The sequence below is a fragment of the Stutzerimonas stutzeri genome, assembly GCF_018138085.1.
GTDB lineage: Bacteria > Pseudomonadota > Gammaproteobacteria > Pseudomonadales > Pseudomonadaceae > Stutzerimonas > Stutzerimonas stutzeri_AI.
This window is the reverse complement of the sequence record NZ_CP073105.1, coordinates 3,346,562-3,363,314: the sequence shown is the minus strand read 5'-3', so window position 1 is coordinate 3,363,314 and position 16,753 is coordinate 3,346,562. Positions and strand designations below refer to the sequence as shown.

Annotated in this window: 17 protein-coding genes and 1 pseudogene; 12 read left to right on the top strand and 6 right to left on the bottom strand. The window is 60.9% G+C overall.

The features are described from left to right. Positions 1 to 47: 47 nt before the first annotated feature. The 3 genes and pseudogenes from KCX70_RS15505 to KCX70_RS15495 form a co-directional block, all read right to left on the bottom strand. The gene (locus KCX70_RS15505; protein WP_212618077.1) at positions 48 to 1,214 is read right to left on the bottom strand and encodes a hypothetical protein; all 1,167 of its coding nucleotides are present in this window, start codon (positions 1,212 to 1,214) and stop codon (positions 48 to 50) included. A 75-nt stretch (positions 1,215 to 1,289) separates the two neighbouring features. Then, a pseudogene (gene hpf, locus KCX70_RS15500) lies at positions 1,290 to 1,592 on the bottom strand (ribosome hibernation-promoting factor, HPF/YfiA family); the annotation flags it as partial. Positions 1,593 to 1,724: 132 nt separating this feature from the next. After that, the gene (locus KCX70_RS15495) at positions 1,725 to 2,624 is read right to left on the bottom strand and encodes a LysR family transcriptional regulator (RefSeq protein ID WP_031310703.1); all 900 of its coding nucleotides are present in this window, start codon (positions 2,622 to 2,624) and stop codon (positions 1,725 to 1,727) included. 138 nt (positions 2,625 to 2,762) lie between these two features. Between KCX70_RS15495 and KCX70_RS15490 the strand changes: the two genes are divergently transcribed. After that, the gene (locus KCX70_RS15490) at positions 2,763 to 3,878 is read left to right on the top strand and encodes an S-(hydroxymethyl)glutathione dehydrogenase/class III alcohol dehydrogenase (RefSeq protein WP_212618076.1); all 1,116 of its coding nucleotides are present in this window, start codon (positions 2,763 to 2,765) and stop codon (positions 3,876 to 3,878) included. 96 nt (positions 3,879 to 3,974) lie between these two features. Next, the gene (gene fghA / locus KCX70_RS15485; RefSeq protein ID WP_212618075.1) at positions 3,975 to 4,814 is read left to right on the top strand and encodes an S-formylglutathione hydrolase; all 840 of its coding nucleotides are present in this window, start codon (positions 3,975 to 3,977) and stop codon (positions 4,812 to 4,814) included. A 102-nt stretch (positions 4,815 to 4,916) separates the two neighbouring features. Here fghA and KCX70_RS15480 read toward each other — a convergent pair whose 3' ends face one another. Beyond that, positions 4,917 to 5,966 carry an alkene reductase gene (locus KCX70_RS15480; RefSeq protein ID WP_212618074.1) on the bottom strand — a complete coding sequence of 350 codons (1,050 nt, stop codon included), beginning with the start codon at positions 5,964 to 5,966 and terminating at the stop codon, positions 4,917 to 4,919. Positions 5,967 to 6,007: 41 nt separating this feature from the next. Beyond that, a complete protein-coding gene (locus KCX70_RS15475; protein ID WP_021206562.1) occupies positions 6,008 to 6,310 on the bottom strand; it encodes an ArsR/SmtB family transcription factor in 303 nt (100 codons plus the stop codon). Positions 6,311 to 6,488: 178 nt separating this feature from the next. Here KCX70_RS15475 and ispF point away from each other — a divergent pair, with 178 nt between their 5' ends. From ispF to KCX70_RS15435, 8 genes are all read left to right on the top strand, one after another. After that, entirely contained in the window at positions 6,489 to 6,962 is a 474-nt protein-coding gene (gene ispF / locus KCX70_RS15470) for a 2-C-methyl-D-erythritol 2,4-cyclodiphosphate synthase (protein WP_021206560.1), read from the top strand. Next, positions 6,959 to 7,999, top strand: coding sequence for a tRNA pseudouridine(13) synthase TruD (gene truD / locus KCX70_RS15465; RefSeq protein ID WP_212618073.1), 1,041 nt, complete (start codon positions 6,959 to 6,961; stop codon positions 7,997 to 7,999). Before ispF ends, truD begins: the two co-directional genes overlap by 4 nt. After that, complete coding sequence (gene surE, locus KCX70_RS15460) at positions 7,999 to 8,748, top strand: 5'/3'-nucleotidase SurE (RefSeq protein ID WP_212618072.1); 750 nt, start codon at positions 7,999 to 8,001, stop codon at positions 8,746 to 8,748. The genes truD and surE overlap by 1 nt, the downstream gene beginning before the upstream one ends. A gap of 41 nt (positions 8,749 to 8,789) precedes the next feature. Beyond that, on the top strand, positions 8,790 to 9,425 hold the full coding sequence (locus tag KCX70_RS15455; protein WP_031310702.1) for a protein-L-isoaspartate(D-aspartate) O-methyltransferase: 636 nt from the start codon (positions 8,790 to 8,792) through the stop codon (positions 9,423 to 9,425). 17 nt (positions 9,426 to 9,442) lie between these two features. Then, entirely contained in the window at positions 9,443 to 10,378 is a 936-nt protein-coding gene (locus KCX70_RS15450) for a DUF368 domain-containing protein (RefSeq protein ID WP_102852330.1), read from the top strand. A 47-nt stretch (positions 10,379 to 10,425) separates the two neighbouring features. Then, positions 10,426 to 11,253, top strand: a complete 828-nt coding sequence (locus KCX70_RS15445; RefSeq protein WP_212620360.1) for a peptidoglycan DD-metalloendopeptidase family protein — start codon at positions 10,426 to 10,428, stop codon at positions 11,251 to 11,253. 96 nt (positions 11,254 to 11,349) lie between these two features. Continuing rightward, the gene (gene rpoS, locus KCX70_RS15440; protein ID WP_021206554.1) at positions 11,350 to 12,342 is read left to right on the top strand and encodes an RNA polymerase sigma factor RpoS; all 993 of its coding nucleotides are present in this window, start codon (positions 11,350 to 11,352) and stop codon (positions 12,340 to 12,342) included. A 530-nt stretch (positions 12,343 to 12,872) separates the two neighbouring features. Beyond that, positions 12,873 to 13,019, top strand: coding sequence for a hypothetical protein (locus KCX70_RS15435; RefSeq protein WP_021206553.1), 147 nt, complete (start codon positions 12,873 to 12,875; stop codon positions 13,017 to 13,019). Here KCX70_RS15435 and KCX70_RS15430 read toward each other — a convergent pair. After that, a complete protein-coding gene (locus KCX70_RS15430) occupies positions 13,016 to 13,879 on the bottom strand; it encodes a GNAT family N-acetyltransferase (RefSeq protein WP_212618071.1) in 864 nt (287 codons plus the stop codon). The genes KCX70_RS15435 and KCX70_RS15430 overlap by 4 nt on opposite strands. A 166-nt stretch (positions 13,880 to 14,045) precedes the next feature. Here KCX70_RS15430 and KCX70_RS15425 point away from each other — a divergent pair, with 166 nt between their 5' ends. Both KCX70_RS15425 and KCX70_RS15420 read left to right on the top strand, forming a co-directional pair. After that, positions 14,046 to 15,986, top strand: a complete 1,941-nt coding sequence (locus KCX70_RS15425) for a sodium:solute symporter family protein (protein WP_212618070.1) — start codon at positions 14,046 to 14,048, stop codon at positions 15,984 to 15,986. Positions 15,987 to 16,221: 235 nt separating this feature from the next. After that, positions 16,222 to 16,737, top strand: coding sequence for a hypothetical protein (locus KCX70_RS15420; RefSeq protein WP_021206550.1), 516 nt, complete (start codon positions 16,222 to 16,224; stop codon positions 16,735 to 16,737). Positions 16,738 to 16,753: the final 16 nt, after the last annotated feature.

The following is a 16,753-nucleotide window of genomic DNA, read 5'->3' as shown; positions in this document are numbered from 1 at the left end:
GCGGTGAGCCAGGAGAGAGTCAACCCTCCTGGCGTGCGCCGGTCTGGCTAGTAGCGGTAGATGGCGGCCGCGCCGCTTTGAGTCGGCATGCGTTCGGTGGGTACCGAAATTACCTCGCCGCCTTGCTCCAGCGTCCAGATGGTCAGTTCATCGAGCAGGTCCGGCGTGGTGGCCGAATCGTCGTCGACGGCCAACGCCTTGCCCCGTTCCTTGTCCGCAACGCCCGGAATCTGCCGTTCGGCTTCCACCAACAAGGTCGCGACACGTCCTTCGATTGTGGCCTGGCCTATCTGCTCGAGTTGGTCGGTTGCCAAGCCTTGCCCATGCGATTCCCCGTACTGGTTAAGGAAGCCCTCGAGGCGTTGGATGTAGCGTGGTTGCATCACCATCCAGCTCTTCGCGCGCAGGTCGTCATGGCTCAACAGCGATGCGTCACTCTCGATTCCCTCTGGAAGCAGAAACTCGTTGTGGCTGAGTTTGCGGAAATGGGACTGGTGTTCCGGGAGCGCTGCAAGGATGAGCGGCAACCGGGACTTGCGGCTGTGGTGCTCCAGGATCGCCCGGTCCACTTCGCGGAAGAAGCGCTCGCGATCACGGTCAATCTCGTCCTGCCGGCCGGCACCGCCGCTTTCCATCTGCATCGGGTCGCCACGCTCACTGGCCCGGCCAAAGCCTTGGGGGAAGCCCGTCTGGCCTTTCTCGGTCAGTTCACGACCCAACGCTTCTTCAATCGTCTTCGGTACGCCGTCGGCGAGCGGGACCTCGTCGATGCCGTCACGATTGCCTTCGAACAGGCGGACCGAGTCGAGGGTGATCGCAAGAATCTGATAACGATCGGCAGACTGGGCGATACGAAGCAACGGCTTGAGGTGCATGCGATCGTTGGCGACCGCGAGTTCCGGCACGCTGCGCTGCAGGCGGAATACCTCGAAATAATCGGCGGCACCGAACACGGCGAGCCCATCACGGTTGGCGTTCCAGAAATCGACGTCGTCGATCAGTGCATGGAATCGCTTGAGTAGCGTCTTGGCCTGGTCGGCGCGACCTTGCTGCTTGAGCGAGTCTTCCAGCTGGCGCACCAGATGCTTGAAGCGGATCGGATCCTGCTGGCGCTCCGGAAAGCTGCGGTGAGTAGGTTGATAAAGCGAAAGGCAGGGCCCTTGGCGTTTGGCCAGCAATTGGGAAAGGGTTTCACGATCGAGCAATCTGTTCATACACGGCCTCTCGTAGTCAGATGGTTCGTTCCCTGATGAGATGACGGTCTGGTTCAGGTTGGTTCAGTGATGGTTGAGTTTGTCCAGCGCATGGGCCAGCGCGTGATGGAGTTTTTCCGCGGCGCCATCGATGGCAAGTGTCAGCGAGTCCGCCTTGTGGCTGGTTGAGATGGGCTCGTGGCCTTTCACCCGGGCTTCCATCTGGCAGCGCTTATCCTGGGGGCCGCTCTTTCCGCTGTTCTCATCGTTGAGATGAACTTCGACTCGGGTCAGCTGATCATCGAAACGCTCCAGCTCGCTTTCCACTGCCGCCTTGACCTGTTCCTCGAGGCTGCTGGTCACGTTGACGCTGTGATTGCTGTTCACCAGAATCTGCATGTTGTCCTCCTGATCGAATCGCCGGCTCGCTCAAGCAGGGGGCCGGAGGCGCCGGCTTCACAACTTCAGACGTGGTGGGTTAAGCCGGGTTCCGCCTGGCCACTGGCGTCGGACATGCGGTGCAGTCGCAACTCAGTCGCGTTGGCTGCGGTACTCCGGACGCTTGGCCAGACCTTCCTTGAGGGCGTGGACCAGCAGGCGGACCTTCGGCAAGGGGTATCGGCGCTGTGGGTAAACGGCCCAGACGGCCGTGTTAGGCGGCTGGTTGGCTTCCAGCAAGGCAACCAGTTCGCCACGACGTAGCGGTTCCTGAACGTAATAGTCAGGCAGCTGGCAAAGGCCGAAGCCCCTGAGCGCCGCATCGAGAACCGCCTGGCCGCTGTTGCAGCGCCAGTTTCCGGTCGGTCTGAACGGGTGTTCACGTCCGTCCACCTGAAGCATCCAGGTATCGGCCGTGCCGACCAGGCAGTTGTGCCGCGCCAGTTCCGACAGGGTGTGCGGTCGTCCGTAGCGTTCCAGATAGGCCGGCGCCGCGCACAGATACATGGCACGTGGCGCGATACGCGTCGCAACCAGCCGCGATTCGCTGAGCCGACCCAGGCGTATGGCCAGATCGTAACCCTCCTGAACCAGATCCAGGGTGCGGTTCGACAACTCGATTTCGACCCGCAGCTGTGGATGCTGAGCCATGAAGTCGTTTACCAGCGGGACGATGAAGCGTTCGCCATATGCGACCGCCGCCGTCATGCGCAGCAGGCCGGTAGGCGCCGCGTGCAGATCGCTGACCGCATGAAAGGCCTCGTCGCGCTCCTCGATCAGCCTTTGGCAGCGGCTCAGAAAGGTGTGGCCGGCTTCGGTCAGCGAGACCCGCCGCGTGGTGCGGTAGAGCAGGCGCGCCTGCAGGCGCTCCTCGAGACGGGCGACTTGTCGGCTGATATGCGAGGAAGAAACCCTCAACTGCTCTGCAGCTCGCATGAAGCTACCGCATTCGGCCACCGCGACGAATTCGTCGAGGCCTTCCCAGCGATTCACCATCGACTCCTCATATCGGAAGGGTGTATGTTCGGGATTATCCCTGTGTGGCAACAATGTTTCCATAAATGCCGTATTAACCCTTCAGGCAGGGCAAACTACACTGCTTGCACTTTATCCACTCGCGAGTAAGCGTTCATGACCATCAAGTCCCGTGCGGCAGTTGCCTTTGCCCCAAATCAACCTTTGCAGATCGTCGAAGTGGACGTCGAGCCGCCCAAGGCAGGCGAGGTACTGGTACGAATCGTCGCTTCAGGTGTCTGCCATACCGACGCCTATACCCTGTCCGGACAGGATTCGGAAGGCGTGTTCCCCTGCATTCTCGGGCACGAGGGTGGCGGTATCGTCGAGGCCGTGGGCGAAGGCGTGACTTCGGTGACTGTCGGCGATCATGTGATCCCGCTCTACACCGCCGAATGCGGTCAGTGCAAATTCTGCAAATCCAACAAGACCAACCTGTGCAGCTCGGTCCGCGCAACCCAGGGCAAAGGCCTGATGCCGGACGGTACCAGCCGCTTCTCCTACCAGGGGCAACCGGTGTACCACTACATGGGCTGTTCGACCTTTTCCGAGTACACCGTGCTGCCGGAGGTTTCCGTAGCAGTGATTCCGAAGGAAGCGCCGCTGGACAAGGTTTGCCTGCTGGGCTGCGGTGTCACCACCGGTATCGGTGCGGTGCTCAATACCGCCAAGGTGGAAGAGGGCGCTACGGTAGCCATCTTCGGACTCGGTGGCATCGGCCTGGCGGCGATCATCGGCGCCAAGATGGCCAAGGCTTCGCGCATCATCGGCATCGACATCAACCCTGCCAAGGAAGCCGTGGCGCGTGAGCTGGGCATCACCGACTTCGTCAACCCGAAGGACCACGACAAGCCGATTCAGGAAGTGATCGTCGAGATGACCGATGGCGGCGTCGACTACAGCTTCGAGTGCATCGGCAACGTGCAACTGATGCGCGCGGCCTTGGAGTGCTGCCACAAGGGCTGGGGCGAGTCGACCATCATCGGCGTGGCGCCGGCCGGCGCCGAGATCAGCACCCGTCCGTTCCAGCTGGTGACCGGCCGCGTCTGGCGCGGCAGCGCCTTCGGCGGCGTCAAGGGCCGCAGCGAACTGCCGGGCTACGTCGAAAAATCGCAGAAGGGCGAGATCCCGCTGGACACCTTCATCACTCACAACATGGGGCTGGATGAGATCAACAAGGCCTTCGACCTTATGCACGAAGGCAAGAGCATTCGCACCGTTATTCATTTTTAATAGCCGATAGGAGCGCTGAAGGCTGGAGGCTGAACGAAGAAGCGAATCGTCCGGCCTCCAGCCTCCGGCGCTCTTCTCGGCTTTTTCGGGGTCTTTATGGAAAACATTTCCTGCCAGAAAAGCTTCGGCGGCTGGCACAAGCGCTATCGGCACCGTTCGACCAGTTTGAATTGCGACATGATCTTCGCGGTATATCTGCCACCCCAGGCCGAGCAGGGCGAGAAACTGCCCGTGCTCTACTGGCTGTCCGGCCTGACCTGTACCGACGAAAACTTCATGCAGAAGGCGGGTGCGCATCGTTTGGCGGCTGAGCTTGGCTTGATCATCGTCGCGCCGGATACCAGTCCGCGTGGCGCTGGCGTGCCCGATGACCCGAACGCGGCTTATGACTTCGGGCTTGGGGCCGGCTTCTATCTCAACGCCACCGAAGCACCTTGGGCGCAGCACTACCGCATGTACGACTATGTGGTCGACGAGCTGCCTGCGCTGATCGAAGCGAAGTTTCCGGTGTCGGACAAGCGCGGCATCAGCGGCCACTCCATGGGGGGCCACGGCGCGCTGGTCTGCGCCCTGAAAAATCCAGGCCGTTACCAGTCGCTATCTGCATTCGCGCCGATCACCAATCCGGCCGATTGCCCATGGGGCGAAAAGGCGTTCAGCGGCTACCTCGGCAGCGATCGTTCGCGCTGGCGCGAGTGGGACGCCTGCGCGCTTGTCGCCAAGGCGCAGGAGAAACTGCCGATACTGGTCGATCAGGGCGACCGCGATGACTTCATGACCAGCCAGCTCAAGCCCGAGGCGCTCGAGGCGGCCGCCAAGGCTGCCGAGCATCCGCTGACGCTACGCATCCAGCCTGGCTACGATCACAGTTACTACTTTATCGCCAGCTTCATCGATGATCACCTGCGCCATCACGCACAGGCGTTGAAGGCGTAGGGTGGATGACGGCGAAGCCTCATCCACGCATTGCCAAGCCACTTCTGAGCCTAAAAAAAAGGCCCGGCCGGTTACCCGGTCGGGCCTTTCCATCGCAAGGAGCTAGAGCGACGGATAATCGGTGTAGCCCTCGGCGCCCTGTGCGTAGAACAGCTCGGGGCGCGGTTCGTTGAGCGGGGCATCCTGGCGTAGACGCTGAACCAGATCCGGGTTGGCGATATAGGGAATGCCAAAGGCGACGGCGTCTGCCTTGCCTTCGTCCAGCCAGGCATTGGCCTGTTCTTTGGTGAAGCGTTCGTTGGCGATGTAGACGCCGCCGAAGATTTCCTTCAGCTGTGGGCCCAGGCTGTCCTCACCGGCCTTTTCGCGGGTACAGATGAAGGCGATGCCGCGCTTGCCCAGCTCGCGAGCGACATAGCCGAAGGTTTCGGCGCGGTTGGAATCACCCATGTCGTGGGCATCGGCCCGCGGCGCCAGATGAACGCCGACCCGGCCAGGACCCCAGACGCCAACTGCGGCATCCGTCACTTCCAGCAGTAGCCGAGCACGATTTTCCAGGGAACCGCCGTACTGATCGGTGCGCTGGTTGGTGCTGTCCTGCAGGAACTGGTCGAGCAGGTAGCCGTTGGCACCGTGTATTTCGACGCCGTCGAAGCCGGCTTCGCGGGCGTTTTCGGCGCCCTTGCGGTACGCCTCGACGATGCCGGCGATTTCATCGGTTGCCAGTGCACGGGGTGTTTCGTAGCCCTTCATCGGCCGTACCAGGCTGACGTGGCCAGCCGGCTTGATCGCGCTCGGAGCGACCGGTAGTTGGCCGTCGAGGTAGATCGGGTCGGATATCCGGCCGACATGCCACAGCTGCAACACGATCTTGCCGCCCTTGGCATGCACGGCATCGGTGACCTTCTTCCAGCCCTGAACCTGCTCGGCAGACCAGATGCCGGGTGTGTCGGGGTAGCCGACGCCCATCGGGGTAACCGACGTGGCTTCGCTGATGATCAGGCCAGCTTCGGCGCGCTGGCCGTAGTATTCGGCAATCAGCTCGCCGGGTACGCGGCCAGGCTCGGCGCGGCAGCGGGTCAGCGGAGCCATGATGACGCGATTGGCCAATTCCAGGTCGCCGATCTTGATCGGATCGAAAAGTGTGGGCATAGCGATGCTGCTCCTGTTTCAGGTTCGGGGGCGGTGAACATTCAGAGTTGCTCGGCGAGGCGAGCCAGAAAGGCCGCGATGGCCGGTTCATTGCGTTTGAAGAAATGCCATTGGCCCACCTTGCGGTTGGTAATTAGTCCGGCGCGTTGCAAGGTGGCCAGATGGGCCGAGACGGTGGATTGCGACAGCCCGGCGCGTTGGTCGATCTGCCCGGCACAGACACCGTTCTCCAGCGAGTGATGCTGCTCGGGAAAGTAGCGTTCCGGCTCTTTCAGCCAGTGCAGGATTTCCCGCCGGAGGGGGTGGGCGATCGCCTTGGTGATGTCATCGAGGTCGTCGGGCATGTCGTGGTCCGGTTCGGTGTATCGCGATGGGGCGAACTATATATCGTTAAAAAACGATACCGAATCGATCCGGTTGATGGTGCTTATCGCTCGTGTCGATCCGGGCGGGCAGGCGATGACTTCAACCGCCGGCCGGGTCCTGTAGAATCCCCGGCTGAATTCTTCTGGGTGGTCAACTATGCGTATCGGTCACGGCTATGACGTACATCGCTTCGGCGAAGGCGATTTCGTCACTCTCGGCGGCGTTCGGATCCCTCACAGATTCGGCCTGCTGGCGCACTCGGACGGTGACGTGCTGTTGCATGCGCTGAGCGACGCGCTGCTCGGCGCCGCTGCGCTGGGCGACATCGGCAAGCACTTCCCCGACACCGACCCGGCATTCAAGGGCGCCGACAGCCGTGTGCTGCTGCGCCATGTGCTCGAGCAGGTCCAGGCCAAGGGGTGGAAGGTCGCCAATGTAGACGCCACCATCGTCGCGCAGGCGCCAAAGATGGCGCCGCATATCGAGTCGATGCGCGGCCTGATCGCAGAAGATCTGCGCATCGAACTGGATCAGGTCAACGTCAAGGCAACCACCACCGAGAAGCTCGGCTTCACCGGGCGCGAAGAAGGCATCGCCGTGCATGCCGTCGCGTTGCTGGTCAGCGCATGACCGAAGACCAGCTGCTCGGCCCGCGGGCGCATGGAGGCGCCTGTGGGTCGGCCGTGCTCAAGGCGGTCGCCGAAGACTTTCAGGTCGACGAAGTGCTGAATATCCCGCTGTCGGGTACCGGCGAGCACCTCTGGTTGTGGGTCGAGAAGCGCAATCTCAACACCGAGGAGGCCGCTCGACGTTTGGCTCGGGCCGCCGGAATACCGGCTCGCAACATCAGCTATGCCGGATTGAAGGATCGGCAGGCGCTGACCCGTCAGTGGTTCAGCCTGCATCTGCCCGGCAAGGCCGATCCCGATCTGGCCAGGGCCGAAGACGACACGCTGAAGATTCTCAAGGCCGGACGCCACCAGCGCAAGCTTCAACGAGGTGCACATTCGGCGAACGGCTTCACCTTGCGTCTGACCGAATTGCAGGCCGATCGCGCCGAGCTCGACACTCGCCTCGAACGGATCAAGCGCCACGGCGTGCCCAATTATTTCGGCTTGCAACGATTCGGCTTCGAAGGTGGCAACGTCCATGGCGCCCGTGAATATGCCGAGCGCCAGGAACTGCCGGTGCAACGCAATCTACGCTCGCGGCTGCTGTCGGCCGGGCGCAGCTATCTGTTCAATCGGGTACTGGCCGAGCGGGTGGCCGCCGGCAGCTGGAACCGCGCCTGTGTCGGCGACCTGCTGGCATTTACCGATAGCCGCAGCTTTTTTCCCGCCGGCGAGGCCGAGTGCAACGATCCTCGCCTGGCCGTGCTTGACCTGCATCCTACCGGTCCGCTGTGGGGCGCTGGCGAGTCGCCGGCAACGGCTGGTGTCCAGGCGCTGGAGGCCGCCGTCGGTGCTGCCGAGCCGTCAATCGCCAAGTGGCTCGCAGAAGCCGGAATGAAGCATGAACGGCGCGTTCTTCGCCTCCCCATTGGCGGCTTGTCGTGGCATTATCCCGAGCCTGACATTCTGCAACTTGAATTCGTCCTGCCGACCGGGTGCTTTGCCACCGCTGTGGTACGTGAACTGGTCAGCCTGGCAGGGCAGACGGACATCTGATGCGTATTCTGATCGCCAACGACGACGGGGTGTATGCACCTGGGCTCGCCGCGCTTTATGACGCGCTGGCGGATTATGCCGAGTGCAAGGTAGTTGCCCCCATTCAGGACATGAGCGGCGCCAGCAGTGCGCTGACCCTGGATCGCCCGCTGCATCCCACCACCATGCCGAACGGTTTCATCGGCGTGAACGGTACACCGACCGATTGCGTCCACCTGGGCATCAACGGCCTGCTCGAAGAGACACCGGATATGGTGGTGTCAGGGATCAACCTGGGCGCGAACCTGGGTGACGACGTGCTCTATTCCGGCACGGTGGCCGCTGCCATCGAGGGTCGCTTCACCGGCAAGCCGGCGTTCGCGTTCTCGCTGGTGTCGCGTCTGACCGACAACCTGCCGACGGCAGCCTATATCGCACGCAAGCTCGTCGAGCGACAGCAGACGCTTGATCTGCCGCCGCGAACCGTCCTCAGCGTGAACGTCCCCAACCTGCCTCTCGACCACATTCGCGGCATCCAGCTGACCCGTCTCGGCCACCGCCGGCATGCCAAGCCGCCGGTGAAGCAGGCCAACCCGCGCGGCAAGGACGGCTACTGGATCTCGGTCGCCGGCGACGTCGAGGACGGCGGGCCGGGAACCGATTTTCATGCCGTGATGCAGGGTTATGTGTCGATCACCCCGCTGCAACTCGATCGGACGTTCCACGAAGCATTCAAGGGGCTCGATCACTGGTTGGAGGATGTGCTGTGAATCATCGCGGACAAGACGATCTGCTGCGGCATGGCACCGGCATGACCTCGCAGCGGACCCGTGATCGTTTGATTCAGCGACTCTACGAGGAAGGCCTCTCGGACCCGCGAGTGCTCGAGGTCATCCGACGCACCCCACGCCATCTGTTCGTCGATGAGGCCCTGTCCCATCGGGCCTACGAAGACACCGCGCTGCCGATCGGTCATAACCAGACCATCTCGCAACCGTTCATGGTCGCGCGCATGAGTGAATTGCTGCTCGCCGACGGTCCGCTGGACAAGGTGCTGGAAATCGGCACCGGCTCCGGTTATCAGACTGCGGTGCTGGCGCAACTGGTCGAGCGGGTTTTCTCGGTAGAGCGGATTCAGGCATTGCAGGACAAGGCGAAAGAGCGCCTGGTCGAACTCAAGTTGCGCAATGTGGTCTTTCGCTGGGGTGATGGCTGGGAAGGGTGGCCTGCATTGGCTCCCTACAATGGCATCATCGTTACCGCGGCGGCAGCCGACGTGCCACAGGCCCTGCTCGATCAACTGGCTCCCGGTGGGCGGCTGGTGATTCCGGTGGGGGTTGGTGAAGTCCAGCAACTGATGCTGATCATTCGAGAGGAAGACGGTTTTTCCCGCCACCTGCTGGACACCGTGCGCTTCGTGCCGCTGCTCAATGGACCTGTAGTTTGATCTCAGCGGAAGGAAGCATGAAAAACGCGTTGTTGTTGTACGCCAAGGGCATGGCCATGGGCGCGGCGGATGTCGTGCCGGGCGTTTCAGGTGGCACCGTTGCGTTCATTACCGGTATCTACGACGAGCTGCTGGGTTCCATCGCTTCTGTGCCGAATGCCGTTGCGCCTTTGCTCAAGGGGCGCGTCGCCGAGGCCTGGCGTACCGCCAACGCAACCTTTCTGCTGGTTCTGTTCGCCGGCATCCTGACGAGTGTGTTCAGCTTGGCGAAGCTGATCACCTATCTGCTCGAACATCATCCGATTCCGGTGTGGTCGTTCTTCTTCGGCCTGATCCTGGTGTCGGTGCATTTGGTCGGCAAGGAAATTCAGCGCCGCAGTCTGTCTCGCTTGCTAAGCCTCTGCTTGGGTATTGGCTTCGCCTACTGGATCACCGTTGCCTCGCCAGTGCAGTGGGGAACAAGCGGGATCAGCATATTCTTCGCCGGCGCGATTGCCATTTGCGCAATGATTCTGCCGGGTATTTCCGGCAGCTTCATTCTGGTGTTGCTCGGGTTGTACCCTGTCATTCTCGGCGCTGTGAAGGCGCTGGATATGGCGATCATGTTGACCTTCGCGGCGGGCTGCCTGATTGGTCTGCTGAGCTTCGCGCGGCTGCTCGGCTGGGTGTTGCACCGCTGGCGCGACCTGACCCTGGCGTTGCTCACCGGATTGATGCTGGGTTCGCTGAACAAGGTCTGGCCATGGAAAGAGACGTTGACCTGGCGCACCGACTCGCATGGCCTGCGCGTGCCGCTGCTGGAGCAGAATCTGTTGCCGGGCACTTATGGCGATCTGACCGGACAGGATCCACAGCTCATGTTGGCCATCCTGCTGGCCGTCGCCGGTGTAGCGTTGGTGCTTGGGCTCGAGTGGTTCGCCGGGCGCGGCCAGCCAGTTGCGCAAAGCGTCTGAACCGACTTGTCGATCATAGGGAGCGGGCATTGAAGCTCATAGGCAGCATGCGGTGGATACGCAGTTCGTCAGTCCGGTGCGCGCTTATCGCCATGCTGGCGGGGACATTGCTGGCAGGTTGCGCCAGCTCGCCGTCCGGCGGCGTCAGTGTGGTCGACCGCAATAGCCGTGACCGGGTGAACAGCGGCCACTACGTCGTTCGCCGTGGCGATACGCTCTGGTCGATCGCCTTTCGCTTTGGCTGGGACTGGCGCGACCTGGCCAGGGTCAACAACATCCCGCCGCCGCATGTTATCTATCCGGGGCAGACGATTCGTTTCAGCGGCAAGGCGCCCCGTGCCGTGACCGCTCGTCCGGCCACTCCGCCGGCCACACCAGCACCTGATGCCAGGCCGCCGGTGGTGACCAATCCGGTGCCGATACCTCCGCCTTTGACGAAGCCCAGCGAACCGGCCGCAAAGCCGCCTGTAGCGAGCGCCAAGGTCCAGCCAGTGGCTCGCTCCGCAAGCGGTTGGGCCTGGCCAACAGGCGGCACCGTAATCGGCCGATTCTCCTCAAACGGTAGTTTGAATAAAGGCATTGATATCGCCGGGGAATTAGGACAGCCTGTTTTAGCTGCTTCTGATGGGGCTGTTGTGTACGCCGGCAGTGGTTTACGGGGTTACGGCGAACTTGTGATCATCAAGCACAGCGATACCTATGTAAGTGCCTACGGCCACAACCGCAGGCTGCTGGTGCAGGAGGGGCAACAAGTCAAAGCTGGGCAGACCATTGCCGAGATGGGATCGACTGGAACCGACCGGGTGAAGCTGCACTTCGAGATTCGCCGCCAAGGCAAACCCGTGGACCCGCTGCAATACCTGCCAAAGCGATGATCTGAGCCAACCTGTTCCGGCACTAGGATGGGCTTGAGCGATGCCAGGGAGTGCGCCGCCTGAGCCTGTTGTCGAACTCAGAACAGGAAAACAATAATGGCTCTCAAAAAAGAAGTGCCGGAGTTTGACGTAGACGATGCCGTTCTACTCATGGAACCGTCCGCGGACGCAGATCCGATCACCGAGATCTCCCGTGCCGGTTCGGTTGGCACCAAGTCAAAGACCGCAACGCAACACAAATTCATCGACTACACGCGCGCGCTCGACGCTACTCAGCTTTACCTCAACGAGATTGGTTTTTCGCCTCTGCTGACCCCTGAACAGGAAGTGCACTTCGCGCGTCTTGCGCAGAAGGGTGACCCTGCGGGGCGCAAGCGGATGATCGAAAGCAACTTGCGGCTGGTGGTCAAGATCGCTCGACGCTACGTCAATCGCGGCCTGTCCCTGCTCGACCTGGTCGAGGAAGGCAATCTCGGTCTGATTCGCGCCGTCGAGAAATTCGACCCGGAGCGTGGCTTCCGCTTTTCCACTTATGCAACCTGGTGGATCCGGCAGACCATCGAGCGCGCGATCATGAATCAGACGCGCACCATTCGCCTGCCGATTCACGTGGTCAAGGAGCTCAACGTCTATCTGCGTGCCGCACGTGAGCTGACCCAGAAGCTGGATCATGAGCCTAGCCCGGAAGAAATCGCCAATCTGCTCGAAAAGCCCGTTGCCGAAGTCAAGCGGATGCTGGGGCTGAACGAGCGAGTGACCTCTGTGGATGTTTCGCTCGGCCCGGACACGGACAAGACCCTGCTCGACACCCTGACCGATGACCGGCCCAGCGACCCTTGCGATCTGCTGCTCGATGACGATCTCTCCGAAAGCATCGACCAATGGCTGTCCGACCTGACCGAAAAGCAGCGCGAAGTGGTCATCCGGCGTTTCGGTTTGCGCGGCCATGAGAGTTGCACGCTGGAAGAAGTCGGCCAGGAGATAGGTTTGACTCGCGAGCGGGTTCGGCAGATACAGGTGGAGGCGCTCAAGCGGTTGCGTGAGATTCTCGAGCGTAACGGCCTGTCCAGCGAATCCCTTTTCCGCTAAGAACGACGGCCCTTTACCTGTCGAGGTATGGGGCCGCCTCTCAGGGCACTGCGTGCCGATGCCGTCGGCATACGGGTTAACCCCCGTCGCGACGGTTTTCCAGGAAAGCTCGCCAGCGTGTGAGCATTTACTTACACGAGGTGTAAGCAAAGCCTGAAAAAAAGCTGACGATGACGTCTTTGCAAAAATTTTCTGTCCATAACTCGTTGAAAAAGAAGCAGATTTACAAATAGCAAAAAGATAAGCCAATGGCCATTACGGATTTTTTCGAGTTGCCGTGGTGGTCCAAAGCCTTAATATCGGCTCCGTGCTCAGGGACAAGCACAGCCGAAAAGGATATCGGTCAGGATCCACCGCTGGATGCGGTTCATCAGGACGATGAGTAGGAAATAAAGGGAAGTAGGGAAGGAGGCGGGCGGGGTTAACCCCGCCCCTTTTTTTTGCCTTCGATTTACTGTTGCGACGGAATGCCCGAACGACTGCTCCGCCAGGTGGCCTAACGCTCTGATATCCATTCAGAGGAATTCACCATGAACGGCACAGCGCCGAGTGAACCGGGTCATCCGGCCGAAGACCAAGACGAGCAAATCAAGCGGAGTCCGGACGAAGCCGACGAAGACCAGCTGGACGAAGCATTGGAAGAGACTTTTCCAGCAAGCGATCCCATTTCTCCCTAACTTGGGGGCGTGATCGCGGCACCTTCCGCCGAAGAGCGCAGGAGCAGTGCGGGGATTATCCGCTCGCGCAGCAGCGGCGCGAGCTGGATGCTCGGGGATCGATGCAACTCCACCCAGTCCAGCGCCTCGATTTCTGCTTGCGGCGCTACTTCATCTCTCAGGTACCCAACAAACACTTCGGCCTCTACCCAATGGTCGGGCTCGTTGGCCGCGCGTGCCTGAAAATGCCCCAGGGGCTGCAGTCGTGATTCCTCGATGCTCAGGCCGATCTCCTCTTCGAGCTCACGGCAAAGTGTCTGCAGCGGTGTCTCGTTCGATTCGGTCTTGCCGCCCGGCAGCATGAAGATGTGGCTGCCACGCTTACGTACGACCAGCAATCGGCCGCTCTCATCGAACAGGCAAGCTGCAGCAATTTTCAGAATGGGAGTGAACATACGGGGTCTCTCGTTATCGTGACATAACGCCAGGAGCGTCTTGTTTCGGTTGTAGCGCTGCAGGCGGCAGGCGAGTGATTCGGGCAGTCGCGCCGGCTCATGAAAGCCCAGCTGCGTATAGAACCCGCTCAGCTTTGGCTCACAGAACAGCCAGACAGGTCCATCGCAGCTGGCCAGCGCGCGCTTCACCAGCCGCTGCGCCAGCCCCTGGTTGCGCTGCTTCGGTGCCACCAGCAAGCCCGTCAGCCAATGCCCGTGCTCCACGGGCGTCAAGCACAACCCTGCAACGATCCCGGAGTGCTCGGCGACCCAGCAGCGCGCGTTGGCCGGCACGCGCATGTGGCTGCGATGGGCGCGATAGAACTTCTTGAGCAACAGGCTGCATTCAGTCGGCAACTGACGCATTGGGTAGTCGAACATGGGCATCCCCAAAGGCGCTGGACATGGTAACCGATTTGGCTGAACAGGCCGGCCCGGCAGGTCTCGCCGCGACCCCGACTGCGCCCACGATCCGTTTATCCGACGACTGCAATTTTTCGTCGTTGCGCAGGTTCTTAAACACAACAGCCCCTCCAACAAAGGACATAACAATATGTTGGATCTACTGATCGTGGCCGCATTCATCCTGTACGGTCTCGGCTCTGGCCTGCGCGCACGCGGCAAGGCCTCTCAGAGTCTCGACGAATACTTTCTCGCCGGCAGAACCATAAAGGGTTGGAAGGCCGGCTTCTCTATGGGCGCTACCCAGTTCGCCGCCGACACCCCGCTTCTGGTGACCGGCCTGGTGGCCACCGCCGGCATTTTTGCGTTGTGGCGACTCTGGATCTACGGGCTTGCATTTCTGCTAATGGCGTTCGTCTTCGCCGCAGGCTGGCGCCGAGCCGGGGTGCTGACCGATGCCGAGTTGACGCGCGTGCGCTACAGCGGCAAAGGCGTTACGCCTCTGCGCTTGCTGAAGGCCATCTACTACGGGACGGTGATCAATTGCGTGGTGCTGGCCATGGTGCTGGTGGCAGCCATTCGTATTGCCGAGGTGTTTTTGCCGTGGCATCTCTGGCTGCCGGCGGGGCTGTACGATCCCATCGTTGCGTTCATCAGCAGCAGCGGCATCCAGCTGGGCGAAAGCATCACCGGGCTGGATCCGGCGATGATGAGCGCCAACAACCTCATATCGATCCTGCTCATACTCGCGTTTACCGCCATGTACTCGATCACCGGCGGGCTTCGTGCCGTGGTGCAGACGGACGTCGTGCAGTTCAGCCTAGCGATGATCGGAACCTTGCTTTACGCCTGGTTCGTCGTCGATGCCGCCGGCGGCCTGGGAGGCTTGACGGATCGCATCGTCGATCTCTATGGCGCCGACCAGGCCGGCAAGATGCTGTCGTTCGCTCCGCCGTCCAATGCCGGCGAGGCGTTGATGCCATTTCTGGTGATTGTCGGGTTGCAGTGGTTCTTTCAAATGAACTCCGACGGCACCGGTTATCTGGCGCAGCGAAGCATGGCCTGTCCGACCGACCGGGACGCCCGTATCGCGGGGCTGGTGTTCACCTGGCTGCAGATTTTCCTGCGTAGCCTGTTCTGGATGGCGATTGCCGTCGGGCTGCTGGTGCTCTATCCGTTCACACCCGCCGAAATGGCCGGCGATGGCTTCGCGGCGGGGCGCGAGGCGTTGTTCGTCCAGGGGATCGAGGACCTGCTACCGCCGGGTGTCCGCGGCCTGATGCTGGTCGGCTTGCTCGCGGCGCTGGCCTCGACGGTCGATACGCATTTAAATTGGGGCGCGTCCTACTGGAGCAACGACGTGTATGGCGGCGTGTTCGCGCCGCACGTGCTCAAGCGCAAGCCAAGAGATCGCGAGCTGGTGGTCGTGGCGCGCCTGTCCAACGTGCTCATACTGGTGATTGCGATGATCATCATGGCCAACCTGGGATCGATTCAGACGGCGTGGTTCATTTCCTTGCTGTTCGGCGCGGGCATGGGGTCGGTGCTGGTGCTGCGATGGCTCTGGGAGCGGATCAATCTGTATTCGGAGCTGACCGCGATGGCCGTCTCGCTGATCACGGCGCCATTGCTGCTCTATTACCTGGGCACCGATCCCGAGCAGGAGTGGATACGCCTGGGCATCATGGCGTTGACCACCACGACCGCCGCCATCCTGGTCACCTTCATAACGCCTGCGACGGACGATGCGACGCTCAAGCGTTTCTACCATCGGGTGCGTCCCTTCGGTTTCTGGCGGCATGCCGCGATGCTCAATGGGGTCAGTGCGAGCGTGTCGATCAGAGCGTTGGGCAAACGTCTGTTTGCAGTGACGGTCACGGCTGTTTCGCTGTTCTCGTTGCTGGTGGGTGTGGGCCGCTTGATGTTCCCACCGCCGGATGGAAGCGCGCTGATCAGCTGGCTATGCCTTGGCGTCGGGCTTGTGCTCATACCGGTCTGGTTGCGCATCGTCATGGGGCGAGACTTCGATACGGATCCGGAAGATGAATGCTTGCCTGAAGAAGTGACGGCCAGCCAAACCGACCCCGCCTGATCGAATGTTCCGTACCTTTTATCGCCGTTTCGTTAGTTGCATTGGCGTAAGTTTAAAGATCGAAGTGAGTTAACTAACGAAACGGTTAACAAATTAAAAAGTTATTTAAAACCAGCTACTTGGATGATGTACTTAAAATAAAGTGAACAGCCGGGATTCGCTCATGTCACTAGTAATACGCAGCGCGTGGAGCGTCGATGCGTATTTCGCCATAGTAAGAACAAGAGGTGTTGTCATGAACCGACTTTTCAAAACTTCCCTCCTGGTTGCCGCCATGCTTCCCGCCTTCGCAGTTGCCGCTCCGGTGGCGGGCGATCGCGAAGTTACATTGAGTGGCGCGGGCAGCAGCGACAAGAACTTCGACGATACAGTGTTCTCCGTACAAGGTAGTTGGGGTACTTATCTGGACGAATCTTCCATGTGGGGCGTTCGGCAAACCGTCAACGCACGGGATTCGGAGGGGGAGAGCGTCCAGTTCGATGGCTCCACCCGAGTGTTCTACGACTATCACTTCGGCAGTGGCAAGGCTCGTCCGTTCGTGGGCGTGAGCCTTGGTGGACTGTACGGTGAAGAGGTGGACGAGACGTTCATGGGCGGGCCTGAGCTGGGTATCAAGTACTGGGTTCAGGACAAAACCTTCATTACGGCGATGGCTGAATATCAGTTCCTGTTCAAGAGCGGGAGCGATGCTCGGGATCGCTACGATGACGGTGCGTTCTTCTATAGCGTGGGTATTGGCTACAATTATTGAGACGCAACGAGTGCGA